The 14,193-nt window shown below is 50.3% G+C and carries 13 protein-coding genes; 10 read left to right on the top strand and 3 right to left on the bottom strand.

Going from position 1 to position 14,193, the window contains the following annotated elements; genetic code table 11:
* Window positions 1-3: 3 nt before the first annotated feature.
* Window positions 4-252, bottom strand: a complete 249-nt coding sequence (locus WFL93_RS12895) for a DUF2498 family protein (protein WP_336778293.1) — start codon at window positions 250-252, stop codon at window positions 4-6.
* 371 nt (window positions 253-623) lie between these two features.
* Here WFL93_RS12895 and topA point away from each other — a divergent pair, with 371 nt between their 5' ends.
* From topA to acnA, 4 genes are all read left to right on the top strand, one after another.
* A complete protein-coding gene (gene topA, locus WFL93_RS12900; protein WP_007892424.1) occupies window positions 624-3,221 on the top strand; it encodes a type I DNA topoisomerase in 2,598 nt (865 codons plus the stop codon).
* Window positions 3,222-3,413: 192 nt separating this feature from the next.
* On the top strand, window positions 3,414-4,388 hold the full coding sequence (gene cysB / locus WFL93_RS12905; RefSeq protein WP_007892425.1) for an HTH-type transcriptional regulator CysB: 975 nt from the start codon (window positions 3,414-3,416) through the stop codon (window positions 4,386-4,388).
* Between the two features lie 493 nt (window positions 4,389-4,881).
* On the top strand, window positions 4,882-5,040 hold the full coding sequence (locus WFL93_RS12910) for a YmiA family putative membrane protein (protein WP_071531079.1): 159 nt from the start codon (window positions 4,882-4,884) through the stop codon (window positions 5,038-5,040).
* A gap of 628 nt (window positions 5,041-5,668) precedes the next feature.
* Window positions 5,669-8,350 (top strand): aconitate hydratase AcnA, encoded by a 2,682-nt coding sequence (gene acnA / locus WFL93_RS12915; protein WP_336778294.1) that lies wholly within the window; start codon window positions 5,669-5,671, stop codon window positions 8,348-8,350.
* A gap of 45 nt (window positions 8,351-8,395) precedes the next feature.
* Here the strand turns inward: acnA and ribA are convergent, their stop codons facing one another.
* Window positions 8,396-8,989, bottom strand: coding sequence for a GTP cyclohydrolase II (gene ribA, locus WFL93_RS12920; protein WP_007892427.1), 594 nt, complete (start codon window positions 8,987-8,989; stop codon window positions 8,396-8,398).
* 229 nt (window positions 8,990-9,218) lie between these two features.
* On the opposite strand from ribA, the gene pgpB reads away from it, so the two are divergent.
* The 5 genes from pgpB (at window position 9,219) to yciH (ending at window position 12,830) form a co-directional block, all read left to right on the top strand.
* Window positions 9,219-9,983 carry a phosphatidylglycerophosphatase B gene (gene pgpB, locus WFL93_RS12925; protein WP_049852198.1) on the top strand — a complete coding sequence of 255 codons (765 nt, stop codon included), beginning with the start codon at window positions 9,219-9,221 and terminating at the stop codon, window positions 9,981-9,983.
* 127 nt (window positions 9,984-10,110) lie between these two features.
* On the top strand, window positions 10,111-10,416 hold the full coding sequence (locus WFL93_RS12930; protein ID WP_007892429.1) for a LapA family protein: 306 nt from the start codon (window positions 10,111-10,113) through the stop codon (window positions 10,414-10,416).
* Window positions 10,417-10,422: 6 nt separating this feature from the next.
* Window positions 10,423-11,592: a lipopolysaccharide assembly protein LapB gene (lapB, locus tag WFL93_RS12935; protein WP_007892430.1), complete on the top strand. Its 1,170-nt coding sequence runs from the start codon at window positions 10,423-10,425 to the stop codon at window positions 11,590-11,592.
* Window positions 11,593-11,799: 207 nt separating this feature from the next.
* On the top strand, window positions 11,800-12,507 hold the full coding sequence (pyrF, locus tag WFL93_RS12940; protein WP_336778295.1) for an orotidine-5'-phosphate decarboxylase: 708 nt from the start codon (window positions 11,800-11,802) through the stop codon (window positions 12,505-12,507).
* Window positions 12,507-12,830, top strand: a complete 324-nt coding sequence (yciH, locus tag WFL93_RS12945; protein ID WP_007892432.1) for a stress response translation initiation inhibitor YciH — start codon at window positions 12,507-12,509, stop codon at window positions 12,828-12,830. Before pyrF ends, yciH begins: the two co-directional genes overlap by 1 nt.
* A gap of 69 nt (window positions 12,831-12,899) precedes the next feature.
* Here the strand turns inward: yciH and osmB are convergent, their stop codons facing one another.
* Window positions 12,900-13,118 (bottom strand): osmotically-inducible lipoprotein OsmB, encoded by a 219-nt coding sequence (gene osmB, locus WFL93_RS12950; protein WP_049852200.1) that lies wholly within the window; start codon window positions 13,116-13,118, stop codon window positions 12,900-12,902.
* 246 nt (window positions 13,119-13,364) lie between these two features.
* Here osmB and araD point away from each other — a divergent pair, with 246 nt between their 5' ends.
* Complete coding sequence (gene araD / locus WFL93_RS12955) at window positions 13,365-14,063, top strand: L-ribulose-5-phosphate 4-epimerase (protein ID WP_336778296.1); 699 nt, start codon at window positions 13,365-13,367, stop codon at window positions 14,061-14,063.
* Window positions 14,064-14,193: the final 130 nt, after the last annotated feature.

Here is a 14,193-nt window from a genome sequence, read left to right on the forward strand (position 1 = left end):
TTTTTATGCCAGGTGATATTGAGCGGAGAGTTCCACGGCAAGGTATTTGAAGACATTAAACACCGTAGTGGTTTTGGCGGTAGGTAAGCCTTCATCATTAAGAAAATAGGGACCACGAAACACCAACACATCACCTTGCTGAATCACATCATTGGCTTCTAATCCGACAAAATAATTGTCGTGCTGCGTGATTAACTGATTAGCTATTTCCAGTAACGCCTGGCGTGTAATAGATTCCGTTGGCACTGACATTGTTTACCTCATTTTTTGACAGCCAATTTTCTCCTTCTATATTACTTGCGAGCCATCGCGTTCAGCAAATCAGCATTGCGTCATAAAACTGGCGCAAAATTAGGCAGAATGCTAATTAAGTTGCGTAACGGATTTTATCAGGTAGAGTGTGGGCGATTCAGCTTTCAGGGAGATCACACCCGGATGTGTGGTTCTGTCAGATGGAAAACTCGCTCCTAATCATAAAGTTGCAGAAGTCGACGCAATCTGACCTGAGATTATCCCTGCTGCCTTGAAATGACAAATGCTGGCAGCAATATTGAACCCATTGGGTTTTGGGGCCTCCAATTCTCTCCCGTTTATCAGGACGTTTCATTTAGGTAAAGGTACATATGGGTAAAGCACTCGTCATCGTTGAGTCCCCGGCAAAGGCCAAAACAATCAATAAATACCTCGGTAATGACTACGTGGTGAAATCCAGCGTCGGTCATATCCGTGATTTGCCGACCAGCGGTTCGACTGCCCGTAAAAGTGCCGACGGGGAAAAGACGAAAACTGGCAAAAAGGTAAAGAAAGATGAGAAAGCCGCATTGGTCAACCGCATGGGTGTCGATCCCTGGCATGGTTGGGAAGCGGATTATCAAATTCTGCCTGGCAAAGAAAAAGTCGTCGCTGAGCTGAAAAACCTGGCTGCCGATGCCGACCACATCTATCTCGCAACGGACCTTGACCGCGAAGGGGAAGCCATTGCCTGGCACCTGCGGGAAGTGATCGGTGGCGACGATAAGCGCTTTAGCCGCGTGGTGTTTAACGAAATCACCAAGAATGCGATTCGTCAGGCGTTTGAGAAGCCGGGCGAACTTAATATTGAACGTGTTAATGCGCAGCAAGCGCGCCGTTTCATGGACCGCGTTGTGGGTTACATGGTCTCGCCGCTGCTGTGGAAGAAAATTGCCCGTGGTCTGTCGGCCGGTCGCGTACAGTCGGTTGCTGTGCGTTTGGTGGTTGAGCGCGAGCACGAAATCAAAGCCTTCGTGCCGGAAGAGTATTGGGAAATCGATGCTGATTTCGCCACGCCGAAAGGCGCCGATCTTGCCATGCAGGTTACGCATCAGAATGACAAAGCGTTCCGCCCGGTTAATCGTGAGCAAACTCACGCCGCGGTCGCCATTCTGCAAAAAGCGCGTTATGAAGTGCTGGATCGTGAAGACAAACCGACCAGCAGCAAACCTTCTGCCCCGTTCATTACATCTACCTTGCAACAGGCGGCGAGCACGCGTCTCGGCTTTGGTGTGAAGAAGACCATGATGATGGCGCAGCGTCTGTATGAAGCCGGCCACATTACTTACATGCGTACCGACTCCACCAACCTGAGCCAGGATGCGGTGGCGATGGCGCGTGGCTATGTTGAAAGCAGCTTTGGTAAAAAATATCTGCCAGATGCGCCGAACACCTATGCCAGCAAAGAGAACTCTCAGGAAGCGCACGAAGCGATTCGTCCTTCAGATGTGAATGTCGTGGCAGAACAGCTGAAAGATATGGAAGCTGACGCGCAAAAACTGTATCAGCTGATTTGGCGTCAGTTTGTTGCCTGCCAGATGGTACCGGCGCAATACGACTCAACCACGCTGACGGTGGGCGCGGCTGAATTCAAATTGAAAGCGAAAGGGCGCACGCTGCGGTTTGATGGCTGGACGCGTGTAATGCCAGCGCTACGTAAAAATGATGAAGATCTTACGCTGCCGCCGGTTGATGTTGGCGACATGCTGGATTTGAAAGAGCTGATGCCCAGCCAGCACTTTACCAAGCCGCCGGCGCGCTTCAGTGAAGCCTCGCTCGTACGTGAGTTGGAAAAGCGCGGTATTGGTCGTCCATCGACCTATGCATCGATCATTTCCACCATCCAGGATCGTGGTTACGTGCGTGTCGAAAACCGCCGTTTCTACGCTGAGAAAATGGGGGAAATCGTTACCGATCGTCTGGAAGCGAATTTCCGCGAGCTGATGAACTATGACTTCACCGCGCGCATGGAAAACAGCCTCGACCAGGTGGCTAATAATGAAGCCGAGTGGAAAGCCGTGCTCGACTCCTTCTTCAGTGATTTCAGCCAGCAGTTAGATCACGCTGAAAAGGATCCAGAAGAGGGCGGCATGCAGCCGAACCAAATGGTTATCACGTCAATCGATTGTCCGACGTGTAGCCGACCAATGGGGATTCGTACAGCCAGTACTGGCGTATTCCTTGGCTGCTCAGGATATGCTTTGCCGCCGAAAGAGCGCTGCAAACAGACCATTAACCTGATTCCGGAAAACGAAGTGCTTAACGTGCTGGAAGGCGATGATGCTGAAACCAACGCGTTGCGCGCCCGTCGCCGCTGCCAGAAGTGTGGTACGGCAATGGACAGCTATCTGATCGATAACCAGCGTAAGTTGCACGTTTGCGGTAATAACCCAGAGTGCGATGGCTACGAAATCGAGCAGGGCGAGTTCCGTATCAAGGGTTATGACGGTCCAATTGTTGAGTGCGAAAAATGTGGTTCTGAAATGCACCTGAAAATGGGCCGTTTCGGTAAATACATGGCTTGTACCAACGACGAATGTAAAAACACCCGTAAAATTCTGCGCAATGGTGATGTCGCGCCGCCGAAAGAAGATCCGGTGCCGCTGCCAGAACTGGCATGTGAAAAATCGGATGCATACTTCGTGCTGCGTGACGGCGCTGCGGGTGTGTTCCTGGCGGCTAATACCTTCCCTAAATCGCGTGAAACCCGCGCGCCGCTGGTAGAAGAGCTGCAGCGCTTTGCCGATCGTTTGCCTGAAAAACTGAAATATCTGTCGGAAGCGCCTGCTGCCGATCCAGAAGGGAACAAAACGCTGGTGCGTTTCAGTCGTAAGACTAAGCAGCAGTACGTTTCATCAGAAAAAGACGGCAAAGCCACGGGTTGGTCAATGTTCTACATTGACGGCAAGTGGCAGGAAGCGAAGAAGTAAATCTCCCTAAGGCCAGCATCAGCTGGCCTTTTTCCCATCCTTATAGCTAAACGTTCTACATTCTTCCTTTAACTGATATAGTGGTTATAGATTCTTTTCGTCTCGCTGATTCGCTTTCCCTCCTTTAATACCATTAAGGTGTCAATACGCCTGCTGGGAATGCACCTCTGTCGCTACCAGGAAGATATAACTATGAAATTGCAGCAGTTGCGTTACATCGTCGAAGTGGTTAATCACAACCTTAATGTCTCGTCGACCGCCGAAGGCTTATATACCTCGCAGCCTGGCATCAGTAAGCAGGTACGTATGCTGGAAGATGAGTTGGGCGTGCAGATCTTTGCCCGCAGTGGTAAACATCTGACACAGGTAACGCCTGCAGGTGAAGAGATAATCCGTATTGCACGTGAAGTGTTATCAAAAGTGGATGCGATTAAATCTGTTGCGGGTGAGCATACCTGGCCGGATAAAGGGTCGCTTTACGTGGCCACCACGCACACCCAAGCGCGTTATGCTTTACCTGGCGTGATTAAAGGCTTTATCGAACGCTACCCGCGCGTTTCACTGCATATGCACCAGGGATCGCCCACGCAGATTGCTGAAGCGGTATCCAAGGGTAATGCTGATTTCGCCATCGCCACGGAAGCTCTGCACCTCTATGACGATCTGATCATGCTGCCGTGCTATCACTGGAACCGTGCAATTGTAGTAACGCCAGACCATCCTTTGGCGGGTAAATCGAATGTGACGATTGAAGAACTCGCTGATTTTCCCTTAGTGACTTACACCTTTGGCTTTACCGGGCGCTCAGAGCTTGATACCGCGTTCAATCGCGCGGGATTAACACCGCGTATTGTGTTTACTGCGACCGATGCGGACGTGATTAAGACCTACGTACGTTTAGGCTTAGGTGTGGGGGTGATTGCCAGCATGGCTGTAGACCCGATTGCCGATCCCGATTTGGTTCGTATTGAAGCATCAGAGATCTTTACGAATAGCACCACCAAAATTGGCTTTAGACGCAGCACTTTCCTGCGCAGCTATATGTATGATTTCATTCAACGTTTTGCACCACATCTGACGCGTGATGTCGTGGATGCAGCGGTTGCATTGCGCTCCAATGAAGACATTGAAGCCATGTTCCGCGACATCAAATTACCCTTCAAGTAAATTCCTAACTCATTCTTTTGCCAAGGTGTCCAGTGGACACCTTCGGAATCCCATAGCGCTTAGCGCCAGTAGTACTTCAAAAAAAATCATTATTTTTATGTAAATGAAACATGGGTCACATGTTTTTCTATTGTTAGTTCTTAAATGCGAATCAGTACACAATTTTTACGATGCTACTTTGCAGCTCGCCAGGAATATTCCCATACTCTAGTTAAGAGTTGATGGAGAAGGGCTTTTTTACTGGGTTACTAAATTAAACTCAAATTTAGATTGGATCTAATTTGTCGATAACCCAAATTTACAATGTAACTATTTAATTAATAGTTATCGTGGCAATTAAATTTATCTCATCAATTTTTTGTGTTTTGATAAATAGCGTTAATCGTTGTGCTCAATAAAAATAACTGGATTTTCGGTCTTAACAAGTTTAGGATTCGTCCTAAATCTTAATCGTTGTCATCAATCGTTTTATTGAGAGTGATTATCAAAAACTATGAACACGAGAATAACTGTACAGCCGGCCTTCCGGACTAAAAGCACCAAAGTTGAGCGTTCTGGTAATACTCGTCGCAAAGCTTGGTTGACTGTCTTCGCTGCTTCAGCACTGTTCTGGGTAGTGGTGGCGTTAATGATTTGGCGTATGTGGGGTTAAGCCATGTGGGCAAATACACTCAGTCGTAAACATCCAGTATCTGCGCGTCAGCCGCAAACGCCTGCGTGCAAAGTGAAAGACGTTGTTTCCACTGAACAGCAAGTAACGATTCCTACTTCGTGGGAACTCAGTGAAAATCAGCGCAATTTTATTGAATCCTTCATGGATATGAAGTCGAAATAACGCAGTCTGCGTTGCGTACCATATACATATATTTAGTCCCTCTTTTTGCCGGATTATCCGGTGGGCAAGTTAAAAGCCCGTCCTTTAACACTCAGCATTAAAAAAACGGTGTCATCAGTACAACGCTGAAGACGGTGGACTTTTTTTGCCCGGAATCCGGGAGGGAGTGAATGATGAACATTAATACAACGACGTTATCCTGGTTTAGCGTATATACCTTTTCGTTTGCTTTTTGGGCAGCAGCCTTTTGGGCAATGATGTAAACCCATAACTCAAATTAAACTGTTCTATTTAAATGCCCTGACAAACGTCGGGGCATTTTTCATTGTGTTATAATGTGTCATTTCGTGTTGTTATCAAAACGTTAACGGGAATGTGGTCTATCTTTAAGTTAAACCTTGCAGTCACTGAGGTTTAAAAAGAGATTTACTTACATGGAGGCGCTATGTCGTTAACGTTACGTGAGCAGAGTCAGGACACGCTGGATGTTCGGGCAAAAAAATATCATTACTACAGCCTGCCTAAAGCCGCTCAGCAATTGGGCAATATTGATCGCTTGCCCAAGTCAATGAAAGTCCTGCTTGAAAACCTGTTGCGCTGGCAAGATGGTGACTCTGTCACGCTTGAAGATATTGAAGCGCTGGTCGCATGGCAAAAAGATGCCCATGCCGATCGCGAAATTGCCTACCGCCCCGCGCGTGTATTGATGCAGGATTTTACCGGTGTGCCCGCAGTGGTGGATTTAGCCGCCATGCGTGAAGCGGTAAAACGACTGGGTGGTGACGTTGCTAGAGTCAATCCACTATCCCCGGTTGATTTGGTTATTGACCACTCGGTCACCGTAGACCATTTCGGTGACAATGAAGCTTTCGGTGAGAACGTTCATTTAGAGATGGAGCGTAATCACGAACGCTACGTCTTCCTGCGCTGGGGGCAAAAAGCCTTTAATCGCTTCCGCGTTGTGCCGCCGGGCACTGGGATTTGCCATCAGGTCAACCTGGAGTATTTGGGTAAATCAGTTTGGCATGAAACCCTAAATGGGGAGGACGTTGCCTACCCGGATACGCTGGTTGGCACCGATTCACATACCACAATGATCAATGCGCTTGGCGTGTTAGGGTGGGGCGTAGGCGGTATTGAAGCCGAGGCTGCCATGTTAGGCCAACCGGTTTCTATGCTGATTCCTGATGTAGTGGGCTTTAAACTCACAGGGAAACTACGCCCCGGTATTACCGCAACCGATCTGGTATTAACCGTCACGCAAATGCTGCGTAAACATGGCGTGGTCGGCAAATTCGTTGAATTCTATGGTGATGGCTTAGCTGACTTACCGCTTGCCGATCGTGCCACTATCGCCAACATGGCTCCTGAATACGGAGCAACCTGTGGCTTCTTCCCTGTTGATGACGTCACATTAAGTTATATGACGCTCACGGGCCGCGATGCAGAGCAGGTGGAATTGGTTGAAGCTTACGCCAAACAGCAGGGCATGTGGCGTAACCCAGGCGACGAGCCGGTGTTCACCAGCTCCCTGGCACTGGATATGGGTACTGTCGAATCCAGCCTTGCGGGACCCAAACGACCACAGGACCGTGTTTCACTGGGCGATGTTCCGACTGCATTTGATGCCAGCAATGAGCTGGAAGTCAATCAGGCTCAAAAACCGCATAAAACCGTCAGTTATCGCGACAGTGAAACTGGAGATAGTTATCAACTGGATGATGGCGCGGTGGTGATCTCGGCGATCACTTCCTGTACCAATACTTCAAACCCAAGCGTATTGATGGCTGCCGGTTTGCTGGCCAAAAAAGCGGTTGAACGCGGTTTGATGCGCAAACCATGGGTAAAAGCTTCGCTGGCGCCGGGATCGAAAGTCGTTTCTGATTATCTGGCCGTTGCGCAATTAACACCTTATCTGGATGAGCTGGGTTTCAATCTGGTCGGGTACGGTTGTACCACCTGTATTGGTAACTCGGGTCCGCTGCCGGATGCTATAGAAAGCGCGATTAAAGAGGGCGATTTAACGGTCGCCGCGGTGCTTTCTGGTAACCGTAACTTTGAAGGACGTATACATCCATTAATCAAAACTAACTGGCTAGCATCACCACCGCTCGTCGTTGCTTATGCCTTGGCGGGCAATATGAAAATCAACCTGCAGTCCGATCCGCTTGGACAGGATCGGCAGGGTAATGATGTGTTTTTGCAAGATATCTGGCCATCGCCGGAAGAGATTGCGGAAGCGGTGCAGAAAGTAACCAGCGATATGTTCCACAAAGAGTATGCCGAAGTCTTTGATGGCACGCCGGAATGGCAGCAAATTAAGGTGAGTGAGGCGGCAACCTATGATTGGGATGGCGACTCGACCTACATTCGTTTGTCGCCATTCTTTGACGACATGGAGAAAACACCGAAGCCGGTACAGGATATTAAAGGTGCGCGAATTCTGGCCATGTTGGGCGATTCGGTCACCACCGACCACATTTCGCCTGCAGGGAGTATCAAAGCTGAAAGTCCAGCTGGGCGCTATTTACTTTCGCACGGTGTTGAGCGAACCGATTTCAACTCGTACGGTTCACGTCGCGGCAACCATGAAGTGATGATGCGCGGCACCTTTGCCAATATTCGCATCCGCAACGAAATGGTGCCGGGCGTAGAAGGCGGTTATACCAAACACTTCCCGAGCAACGAACAGCTGGCGATATACGACGCCGCGATGAAGTATCAGCAAGAAGGCGTGCCGTTAGCAGTGATTGCCGGTAAAGAGTACGGCTCAGGTTCCAGCCGTGACTGGGCGGCAAAAGGACCGCGCTTACAAGGTGTGCGTGTGGTCATTTCAGAATCTTTTGAGCGTATTCACCGCTCTAACCTGATTGGTATGGGGATTCTGCCACTGGAATTTCCGCAAGGCGTAACGCGCAAAACATTGCAGCTTACTGGGGAAGAGTTCATTGATGTTGCGAACCTCTCGCAACTCAAGCCAGGTGGCACGGTTGCTGTGACGCTGACGCGTGCAGATGGCAGTAAAGAGACGTTGGAAACACGCTGCCGTATCGACACCGGTAATGAATTGACCTATTACCAGAACGACGGTATTTTGCACTACGTGATACGCAACATGCTGAACTAAAAGAAAAGCCGGGATTTCCCGGCTTTTTTATTTGTTAGCACCCGCTTAAGACTTGGGTAATAAGTGACCCATTTTTTCGGCTTTGGTATCAAGATAGTGAGCATTTTTCGGGTTACGCCCGACAACCAGCGGCACGCGTTCAACGATATTGATGCCGGCTTCAGTCAGAATCTCAACTTTACGTGGATTGTTCGTCAGCAAGCGCACTTCATTGACGCCCAACAGTTTGAACATATCTGCGCACAAGGTGAAATCACGCTCATCGGCGGCAAAGCCGAGCTGATGATTCGCTTCGACGGTATCGTAACCTTTATCCTGCAGAGCATAGGCGCGGATCTTATTTAACAAACCGATATTACGACCTTCCTGACGGTGATACATCAGAATGCCACGACCCTCTTCCGCAATGGCCGTTAGCGCGGCTTCCAGCTGAAAACCACAATCGCAGCGCAGGCTGAACAGGGCATCGCCCGTCAGGCATTCAGAATGGACGCGCGCCAATACCGGATTGTGATCGCTTATATCTCCGAAAACCAGCGCGACATGGTCGTGGCCGGTTGCCAGTTCTTCAAAACCAACCATCAGGAAATCTCCCCATGGCGTGGGCAGTTTGGCTTCTGCTACCCGTTTAAGCTGCATGTGACTCTCCAGAACCTTCAGAGGATGCGCTATCATCATGATAACGCACGGGCCCACGTGGCCCGATGAAACTTACGCTATTGTGCCACAACCCGAACTCTCGCCGTTAATCGGTCAGAGTGATTGTAGTGATAAAGCACAATTATCCAAGCCGCAATGGGTATGTTATTCTTTTTTCAGCTAAAGTTATGCATGTCGCGCGGGTTAATGCGGATCTAAAAGGAAGCGAATGTTAAAAATCATTCAGCGCACCACCTTCGGGGCGTTTTTATTATTGCTGATGCCACTGGGTGTCTGGTTATCGGGCTGGCAATGGCAGCCGGGGAAAAGTGGCGATCTGCTGCGTGTGCTGTTCTGGATGACCGAAACGGTAACCAGCCCATGGGGGATTCTCACCAGTATCATCCTCAGCGCGTGGGTGCTGTGGTGTTTACGCTTTCGTCTCAAGCCGGCAATTTTGCTCATCCTTATTATGAACGGCGCAATTCTGGCCGGTCAGTACACCAAATCCTCCATAAAAGAACATGTTCAGGAACCGCGTCCTTATGTCATCTGGCTGGAAAAAAGTCATGGCATTACTGGCGATGAGTTCTATCAACTGCATCGCCAGCAGCGTAGCGAGATGGTTTCAACTTTACTGGCCAACGATACGCAACTGCCACAGTGGTTAAAAAATCATTGGGCGTTTGAGACCGGTTATGCGTTCCCTTCCGGACACACTATGTTTGCCGCCAGCTGGGCGCTGCTGGCAATCGGTTTACTTTGGCCGCGCCGCCATATCGCTACGGTAGCGGTATTGTTTGTTTGGGCGACCATGGTGATGGGCAGCCGCTTAGTGTTAGGTATGCACTGGCCGCGGGATCTGGTTATGGCAACCCTGATTTCCTGGCTGCTGGTGACGGTAGCAACCCTGTTAGCCCAGCGCTTCTGCGGACCCTTAACCATTCCGCCAGAAGAACATCGGGAGATCGCGCAACGCGATGATGGATTGTAATTTGGCTGCTTGCCCCCATATGATTGATTGCGCTTACAGAAAAATGCGCTAACTGATGTGGGTATAGCAGCATCAACGGCGCTTTTTTGGCATACTTCTACTGGATAACCTCTCGACAGGACGCATTGTGAAATATTTGCTTATTTTTCTCGTGGTTTTGGTCATTTTTATCATCTCCGTGACGCTCGGAGCGCATAACGACCAAATCATCACCTTTAACTATCTGCTTGCGCAGGGCGAATTCCGGATTTCAACATTGCTGGCCAGTCTGTTTGGCGCTGGGTTCATTCTGGGATGGGCGATTTGCGGCCTGTTCTGGTTACGTTTACGCGTATCACTTGCTAACGCGCAGCGAAAACTCAAGCGGATGCAGGCGCAGAACGAACAAGCCACGACGGTGACTACGACGTCCACTGCTGGCCGTCGGGATTAATTTTCGATGCTTGAACTGCTGTTTCTGCTTCTTCCTGTTGCTGCGGCGTATGGCTGGTACATGGGCCGACGTAGTGCGCATCAGGATAAGCAACACGAAGCGAATCGCCTGTCACGTGAATACGTTGCGGGGGTTAACTTCCTGCTTTCTAATCAACAGGACAAAGCGGTCGATCTGTTTCTCGACATGTTGAAAGAGGATAGCGGCACGGTCGAGGCGCATCTTACTTTGGGTAATCTGTTCCGTTCACGTGGTGAAGTCGATCGCGCCATTCGCATCCACCAATCGCTAATGGAGAGCGCCTCGCTCAGTTATGAGCAGCGCCTGCTAGCGATTCAGCAGCTTGGCCGCGACTATATGGCCGCCGGGTTATACGACCGCGCAGAGGATATGTTTGGTCAACTGGTCGAGGAAACCGATTTTCGCATCGGTGCTTTGCAGCAGTTGTTGCTGATTCATCAGGCGACCAGTGACTGGCAAAAAGCCATCGAAGTGGCGGAAAAACTGGTCAAGCTCGGCAAAGATAAGCAGAAGGGTGAAATCGCCCATTTCTATTGCGAACTCGCATTGCAGGCGTTAAGCAGCGACGATCTTGATCGTGCCATGAGCTTATTGAAGAAGGGCGAATCAGCCGATCATCAAAGCGCCCGTGTCTCCATCATGATGGGGCGCATCCTAATGGAGCAGGGCGAGTACGCGAAGGCTGCAAGCCGATTGCAGCGCGTGCTGGAACAGGACAAAGAGCTGGTTAGCGAGACGTTGCCCATGCTGGAAACTTGCTATCAGCGCCTGAATCAGCCTGAGAATTGGGCACAATTTTTACAGCGTTGCGTTGATGAAAATACCGGCGCCGCAGCCGAGCTTTATCTTTCCGATATCCTCGAACAGCAGCAGGGCCCTGAAGCCGCGCAGCTCTATATCAATCGTCAACTCCAGCGTCATCCAACCATGCGTGTGTTTCATCGTTTGATGGATTTCCACCTGCACGAAGCAGAAGATGGACGCGCGAAAGAGAGCTTGATGGTGTTACGCGATATGGTCGGTGAACAGATTCGCACCAAACCCCGTTATCGCTGCCAGAAATGCGGCTTTACCGCTCATGCACTTTACTGGCATTGCCCATCATGCCGGGCTTGGTCCTCCGTTAAACCCATCCGCGGACTCGACGGCCAATAACAGTGGCCGTATTGTCTTTATTTTATCGCCCTTATTAGTTACAACATACTTATGGCGTGAGTAATATCGCAACCTTCGACTATCGTGCATTTAGCCGTTAAACAGGCTAGTTGATGCGGAACCACGATTGTTGTATCCGGCCTGGGCAGGTAGAATGCTTGCCGTTTGTCCATCGCGCCTGCGGGTGCCTGTCACTGAGGAAACGTTATGCCTGCAACCACTTCACCAATTCTGGTGGCACTCGACTATCACGATCTCAACAGCGCGCTGCAGTTTATTGACCGCATCGATCCGAGCCAGTGCCGCCTGAAAGTCGGTAAAGAGATGTTCACGCTGTTTGGTCCATCTCTGGTGAAAACATTGCAGCAACGCGGTTTTGAGGTGTTTCTTGACCTCAAGTTTCATGACATCCCGAACACCACTGCGCATGCAGTGGCGGCAGCGGCCGATCTCGGTGTATGGATGGTGAATGTGCACGCCAGCGGCGGGGCGCGCATGATGAATGCAGCGCGTGAAGCGTTGGTGCCTTTTGGTAAAGATGCGCCAATGCTGATTGCGGTGACCGTACTGACCAGCATGGATGAAGACGATCTGAAAGGCTTAGGCATTACGCTGTCTCCAGCGCAGCAGGCTGAACGCCTGGCGCGTTTAACGCGTGATTGCGGTCTGCACGGCGTTGTTTGTTCGGCACAGGAAGCCGCACACTTCAAACAGGTAATCGGCCAGGATTTCGCGCTGGTGACGCCAGGCATTCGGCCGGCAGGCAGCGATGCCGGCGACCAGCGCCGTATTATGACGCCGCAGCAGGCAAAATTCGCCGGCGTAGACTATATGGTAATTGGACGTCCGATCACCCAATCCGCCGATCCTGCCGCTACGCTGCAGCAGATCCTGCAAAGTTTACAGGAGGCATAATGGCTCACGACAATCGGCTGGTTTATTCCACTGAAACCGGACGCATCGCGCCAGAAGAAGAAAAAGTGGCCCGTCCTAAAGGTGATGGCATTGTGCGCATTCAGCGTCAGACCAGCGGACGCAAAGGAAAGGGCGTATGCCTGATAACCGGCGTTGACCTTGATGATGCTGCACTGGAAAAACTGGCTGCCGAACTGAAGAAAAAATGTGGCTGCGGCGGGGCAGTGAAAGAGGGCGTGATTGAGATTCAAGGTGACAAGCGCGATCTGATAAAAACGTTGCTGGAAGCCAAAGGTATGAAGGTGAAGCTGGCCGGCGGTTGATAAAGTTCGGGCCACCTTGTGAGTGGCCCGTTGTTAAGTAGATGCGCTGCGTAGCCTGATTATTATAATTTACTTGCTGATCTGATGGCCGATGATACCGCCGACGGCCGCGCCGCCTACCGTGCCCAGCCCGCTACCATTGGTTAATACTGAGCCGCCAATGGCACCCGCACCCGCACCAATTGCAGTGTTGCGGTCGCGTTTTGACCAGTTTGAACAGCCGCTCAGCGCGACAACTAAAGTGGTAGCCAATACGACAGCCGTAAAACGTTTCATTGTTGTAGTCATTAACTTCTCCTTGATTGTTAACACAGAGGTAACTCTTTAAGTATAGATGTTACATTGCACTCGGCAGGGTAAAACGGTCCTAAACTGCGAGTTTGTAACCCACTTTTTATTTAATGCTCAAAACCAACCCACGCCACACATTTACAGCCTCAGCCACTTTCCGCAGCTTTTACAGCTAATCCTTCCATAACGCTTTTAGCGCCAGCTCCGCACAATTCAGTTATCACAGTTTGCAGGAGAACAAACATGCTGGAAGCGTTAAAGCAGCAAGTACTGGAAGCCAATCTTGATCTACCGCGTTACAACCTTGTCACCTTTACCTGGGGCAATGTGAGCGCAGTGGATCGCGAACAAGGCCTGCTGGTAATTAAACCGTCAGGTGTTAAGTATGAACAGATGCAGCGCGACGATATGGTAGTCATTGAACTAGCCAGCGGTAACGTGGTTGAAGGTAAAATGCGCCCGTCATCAGACACCGCGACGCATCGCGCACTCTATCTCGCCTGGCCAGAGATTGGTGGCATCGTACATACGCATTCACGCCATGCCACCATATGGGCACAGGCTGGACGCGAAATCATCGCCTTGGGCACCACACACGCCGACGACTTTTACGGCACGATTCCCTGCACACGACCGATGAAGCGTGAAGAGATTGAGCAGGATTATGAGTGGAATACCGGTCAGGTGATTATTGAAACCTTTGCTCAGCGCGGCATTCAGCCATCCGCCATTCCCGCCGCGCTGGTGAATTCGCATGGACCTTTTGCCTGGGGTAAAGATGCACATGCTGCGGTGCACAGCGCGGTAGTCCTTGAAGAGGTGGCCTATATGGCGCTGCATACTGAACAGCTGCGTACTGAGTTGCCGCCCATCTCGCAAACCTTATTGGACCTGCATTATCTGCGTAAGCACGGAAAGAACGCCTGGTATGGACAAAATTGATTGGATTTAAAAGACTTAGGCGCCTATGGGCGCCTTTCTTTTAGCTTGTCTTAATCTGGTATGGCGATGCGCATCATAAATACAAAATGATCAATCAATAAAATTAAAACAACGTTTCATAAATAGATGT

This window comes from Pantoea sp. USHLN256 (assembly GCF_037149875.1).
Lineage (GTDB): Bacteria > Pseudomonadota > Gammaproteobacteria > Enterobacterales > Enterobacteriaceae > Pantoea > Pantoea nemavictus.

Coding starts and splice junctions, on each gene's coding strand:
- WFL93_RS12895 (WP_336778293.1), bottom strand. CDS start 252: ATGTCAGTGCCAACGGAATCTATTACACGCCAGGCGTTACTGGAAATA.
- topA (WP_007892424.1), top strand. CDS start 624: ATGGGTAAAGCACTCGTCATCGTTGAGTCCCCGGCAAAGGCCAAAACA.
- cysB (WP_007892425.1), top strand. CDS start 3,414: ATGAAATTGCAGCAGTTGCGTTACATCGTCGAAGTGGTTAATCACAAC.
- WFL93_RS12910 (WP_071531079.1), top strand. CDS start 4,882: ATGAACACGAGAATAACTGTACAGCCGGCCTTCCGGACTAAAAGCACC.
- acnA (WP_336778294.1), top strand. CDS start 5,669: ATGTCGTTAACGTTACGTGAGCAGAGTCAGGACACGCTGGATGTTCGG.
- ribA (WP_007892427.1), bottom strand. CDS start 8,989: ATGCAGCTTAAACGGGTAGCAGAAGCCAAACTGCCCACGCCATGGGGA.
- pgpB (WP_049852198.1), top strand. CDS start 9,219: ATGTTAAAAATCATTCAGCGCACCACCTTCGGGGCGTTTTTATTATTG.
- lapB (WP_007892430.1), top strand. CDS start 10,423: ATGCTTGAACTGCTGTTTCTGCTTCTTCCTGTTGCTGCGGCGTATGGC.
- pyrF (WP_336778295.1), top strand. CDS start 11,800: ATGCCTGCAACCACTTCACCAATTCTGGTGGCACTCGACTATCACGAT.
- yciH (WP_007892432.1), top strand. CDS start 12,507: ATGGCTCACGACAATCGGCTGGTTTATTCCACTGAAACCGGACGCATC.
- osmB (WP_049852200.1), bottom strand. CDS start 13,118: ATGACTACAACAATGAAACGTTTTACGGCTGTCGTATTGGCTACCACT.
- araD (WP_336778296.1), top strand. CDS start 13,365: ATGCTGGAAGCGTTAAAGCAGCAAGTACTGGAAGCCAATCTTGATCTA.